We start from the raw sequence: 3,199 nt of genomic DNA, 5'->3' as shown, positions 1-3,199 counted from the left end.
GCCGCCGCCGCCGCGGCGGCTGCCGAAGGCGCTGTCGCTGGACCAGGTGGAGGCGCTGCTGCAGGCGGCGGCGCTGGGGGACACCCCGACGGCGCTGCGGGACCGGGCGCTGCTGGAGGTGCTGTACGGCACCGGCGCCCGGGTCAGCGAGGCCGTCGGGCTGGACCTGGACGACGTGGACCTGCCGCCAGGGGAGCGCGGCGGCGTGGCCCGGCTGCTCGGCAAGGGCCGCAAGGAGCGGCTGGTGCCGGTGGGCGGCTACGCCCGGGAGGCGCTGGAGGCCTGGCTGGTCCGGGGCCGCCCGGAGCTGGCGCGCAAGGGACGGGGGCAGCCAGCGGCCGTGTTCGTCAACGCCCGCGGTGGCCGGCTCACCCGGCAGAGCGCGTGGCGGGTGCTGCGCACCGCTGCCGAGCGGGCGGGGCTGGCCGCCGAGGTGAGCCCGCACACGCTGCGGCACTCGTTCGCGACCCACCTGCTGGACGGCGGGGCCGACGTGCGCGTGGTGCAGGAGCTGCTCGGGCACGCGTCGGTGACGACGACGCAGGTGTACACCATGGTGACGGTGCAGCACCTGCGGGAGGTGTACGCCCAGGCCCACCCGAGGGCCCGGTGACCGGGCGAGCCCGTCGTTGGCCGCGGTCGGCCGGGGCCGTTAGGGTCGGACCGGTCGGCGGCAGGCCGAGCAGCGGACGGTGAAGGCGGAGTGAGAGTGACATCGCAGGCCAAGACCCAGGACAGCGGGGGCGGCACCGCCCACGACCGGCTGCCCGGCACCGAGACCGCCGGCTCCGGGCAGGTGGGCCCCACCGGCCGCCCGCTGCCCGACTTCCCGGCGCCGCCGCCGCTGCGCCAGCACGGGCCCGCCCGGGTGATCGCGATGTGCAACCAGAAGGGCGGGGTCGGCAAGACCACCACCACCACGAACCTCGGCGCGGCCCTGGCCGAGTACGGCCGCAAGGTGCTCCTGGTCGACTTCGACCCGCAGGGGGCGCTCTCGGTGGGGCTGGGCATCCGCGCCCACGACCTGGACCACACCATCTACAACGCCCTCGTCGAGCGCGGCCACGACGTGCGCGACCTGATCCAGCCGACCCGCATCGAGGGCCTGGACGTGGTCCCGGCCAACATCGACCTCTCCGCCGCCGAGGTGCAGCTGGTCGGCGAGGTGGCCCGGGAGATGGTGCTGGCCCGGGTGCTGCGCCCGGTGCTGGACGACTACGACGTGGTCCTCATCGACTGCCAGCCCTCGCTGGGCCTGCTGACCGTCAACGCCCTCACCGCCTCGCACGGGGTGATCATCCCGCTGGAGTGCGAGTTCTTCGCGATGCGCGGGGTGGCGCTGCTCATCGACACCATCGAGAAGATCACCGACCGGCTCAACCCCCGCCTGGTGATGGACGGCATCCTGGCGACCATGTACGACGGCCGCACGCTGCACTCCAAGGAGGTGGTGCGCAGCGTGGTCGACCACTTCCAGGACACCGTCTTCCACACCGTCATCAGCCGCACGGTGAAGTTCCCGGACGCGACCCTGGCGGCCGAGCCGATCACCTCCTACGCCAGTACCCACAGCGGCGCCGAGGCCTACCGACAGCTGGCCCGGGAGCTGGTGGCCCGTGGCGGCGCCCCCTGAGGTGAGTGCCGGCCCGGACCTGGCCGAGGCGGGCGCCGGTGACGCCGCGGTGCCCGGTGGCGTCATCCACCGCCGGGAGGGCCAGCCGTTCGAGGTCCACCTCGACGTCTTCTCCGGGCCGTTCGAGCTGCTGCTGGGGCTGATCGCCAAGCACAAGCTGGACGTGACCGAGATCGCGCTGGCCAAGGTCACCGACGAGTTCGTCGCCCACATCCGCACCGCCCAGCAGGCGGCCCGGGACTGGGACCTGTCCGAGGCCTCGGAGTTCCTGCTCGTCGCCGCGACGCTGCTGGACCTCAAGGCCTCCCGGCTGCTCCCGACGCAGCGGGAGGACGACGAGGAGGACCTCGCCCTCATCGAGGCCCGGGACCTGCTGTTCGCCCGGCTGCTGCAGTACCGCGCCTTCAAGCAGGTGGCGACCGAGCTGGGGGAGCGGATGGCCACCGTCGGGCGCATCTTCCCCCGCGACGTGGGCGTGGAGGACCGCTTCAGCCGGTTGCTGCCCGAGCTGGTCATGGGCGTCGCGCCCGAGCAGCTGGCCGCGGTGGCGGCGCAGGCGATGGTCCCCAAGCCGCCGCCGACGGTGGGGATCGAGCACCTGCACGCCGGGCACGTGTCGGTGCGCGAGCAGGCCGGCCTGGTGGTGGCCCGGCTGCGGCGGCAGCCGCGCTGCTCGTTCCGGGACCTGGTCGCCGACGCCGACTCGACACTGGTGATCGTGGCCCGGTTCCTGGCGCTGCTGGAGCTGTTCCGCGAGGGCGTGCTGGCCTTCGCCCAGGACGAGGCGCTCGGCGGGCTGGACGTGCACTGGGAGGGCCCGGCCGAGGGCGCGGTCGGGGCCACCGAGATCGGCTCGGAGTTCGACGAGGGCGACCCGGCCCCGGCCGGGCCGGGAGGAGAGACATGACCCAGGCAGGCACGGCAGGCGGCGACGGCACGCCGCCCTCGGACGGGGCCGGCGAGGAGCAGGTCGCCTTCGACATCAACGACTTCCCCGGCGGCGCGCGGGCGGCGATCGAGGCGGTGCTCATGGTGGTCGACGAGCCGGTCACCGAGGCGGCCCTGGCCTCGGCGCTGGAGCTGCCGACCGAGGACGTCGCGGCCGAGCTGGAGGCCCTCGCCGAGGAGTACACCAGCCAGCACCGGGGTTTTATGCTGCGCCGGCTCGCCGGCGGCTGGCGGGTCTACACCCGCTCCGAGTACGCCCCCGTCGTGGAGAAGTTCCTGCTCGGCGGGCAGCAGGCGCGGCTGACCCAGGCGGCGCTGGAGACGCTGGCCGTGATCGCCTACCGGCAGCCGATCTCCCGCGCCCGGGTCGGCGCGGTCCGCGGCGTCAACGTCGACGGGGTGGTGCGGACCCTCCTGGCGCGGGGCCTGGTGCAGGAGGCCGGCCAGGACGAGGAGAGCGGGGCGGTGCTCTACGGCACCACGGACTACTTCCTGCAGCGGATGGGGCTGGACTCCCTGGACGAGCTGCCGCCGCTGGCGCCGTACCTGCCCAGCGACGACGTGCTCGAGGAGCTCGCCGCCGAGGGGCACGCGTGAGCGCCGCGCGCGGCGGTGGCG

Annotated in this window: 4 protein-coding genes; all 4 read left to right on the top strand. The window is 74.6% G+C overall.

What is annotated here, in order from left to right; all coding sequences use genetic code 11:
* A partial coding sequence (locus tag GFJ45_RS15705; protein WP_153398939.1) for a tyrosine recombinase occupies window positions 1–613 on the top strand: 613 nt, incomplete at its 5' end.
* Between the two features lie 90 nt (window positions 614–703).
* Window positions 704–1,633, top strand: a complete 930-nt coding sequence (locus GFJ45_RS15700; RefSeq protein ID WP_228387191.1) for a ParA family protein — start codon at window positions 704–706, stop codon at window positions 1,631–1,633.
* Complete coding sequence (locus GFJ45_RS15695) at window positions 1,617–2,540, top strand: segregation and condensation protein A (protein ID WP_153398936.1); 924 nt, start codon at window positions 1,617–1,619, stop codon at window positions 2,538–2,540. The genes GFJ45_RS15700 and GFJ45_RS15695 overlap by 17 nt, the downstream gene beginning before the upstream one ends.
* A complete protein-coding gene (scpB, locus tag GFJ45_RS15690; RefSeq protein ID WP_153398933.1) occupies window positions 2,537–3,178 on the top strand; it encodes an SMC-Scp complex subunit ScpB in 642 nt (213 codons plus the stop codon). The genes GFJ45_RS15695 and scpB overlap by 4 nt, the downstream gene beginning before the upstream one ends.
* The last annotated feature ends 21 nt before the right edge of the window (window positions 3,179–3,199 follow it).

Source organism: Ornithinicoccus halotolerans (assembly GCF_009602535.1).
GTDB classification, from domain to species: Bacteria; Actinomycetota; Actinomycetes; order Actinomycetales; family Dermatophilaceae; genus Ornithinicoccus; species Ornithinicoccus halotolerans.
This window is presented reverse-complemented; position numbering and strand designations above follow the sequence as displayed.

Bases quoted from the DNA above. Each gene is read 5' to 3' on its own strand.
- scpB (WP_153398933.1), top strand. From the start codon at position 2,537: ATGACCCAGGCAGGCACGGCAGGCGGCGACGGCACGCCGCCCTCGGAC.